This is a genomic window from Oleiphilus sp. HI0066, assembly GCF_001635725.1.
Genome location: NZ_LWFH01001430.1, coordinates 1 through 866, shown reverse-complemented (window position 1 = coordinate 866; position 866 = coordinate 1). Strand labels below are relative to the sequence as shown.

The 866-nt window shown below is 46.3% G+C and carries 1 protein-coding gene and 1 pseudogene; both read left to right on the top strand.

Annotation, left to right across the window (positions count from 1 at the left end):
- On the top strand, positions 1-649 hold a 649-nt coding region (gene bioB / locus A3738_RS21835), incomplete at its 5' end, for a biotin synthase BioB (protein WP_068763851.1).
- Positions 650-657: 8 nt separating this feature from the next.
- Positions 658-866, top strand: a pseudogene (locus A3738_RS21830) (hypothetical protein); the annotation flags it as partial.

Below are 866 nucleotides of genomic sequence, written 5' to 3'. Positions count from 1 at the left end.
GTTGGCAGATGCAGGTTTGGATTACTACAACCACAACCTAGATACGTCGCCTGACTTTTACGACAAGATCATTACCACACGAAGCTACCAAGATCGTCTTGATACCTTGCAGCATGTGCGTGATGCAGGTATGAAAATATGTAGTGGTGGCATTATTGGTATGGGTGAACGCGCATCAGATCGTATTGGCTTGCTAGTGCAGCTTGCTAATTTGCCGCAGCAACCTGAGAGTGTTCCTATTAATATGCTCGTTAAGGTAAAAGGAACACCCTTAGAAGATGTGGAGGATGTTGATCCGTTCGATTTCATTCGATGCATTGCTGTAGCGCGCATTATGATGCCGAAAAGTCATGTCCGCTTGTCTGCTGGACGTGAATCGATGAGCGATGAAATGCAAGCGCTTACCTTTATGGCGGGTGCTAACTCGATCTTTTATGGAGAGTGCTTGCTAACTACTCCTAACCCCGAAGCGCACAAAGATATGCAGCTATTTAAGCGCTTAGGCTTGCGTCCAGAGCAGCGTATTGAAGAGTCTGATGAAACACAAGAAGCTGTGCTGAACCAAGCAATTGTGAAGGATCAAGAAGCGAAAAATCCAATGTTCTATGAAGCAAGTGCAACTAGTGCTGGCGATTCAGTCCAACACTAGGTTTGTCTGTGGCGTACGACGCACCTTATTGGCGTGATCAACTATCTCTGATTGAGCAGAAAGCGCTTCTCAGAAAGCGCTTTGATGTTCACTCTCGAAGTGGAGTTGAGCTCGTCACTAATGGCGAGAAATTAACTAATTTTGCAAGTAATGATTATCTTGGCCTCGCGAGCCATCCTGAGATTGTTGAGGCCTTGTGCACGTCGGCACGCACCTA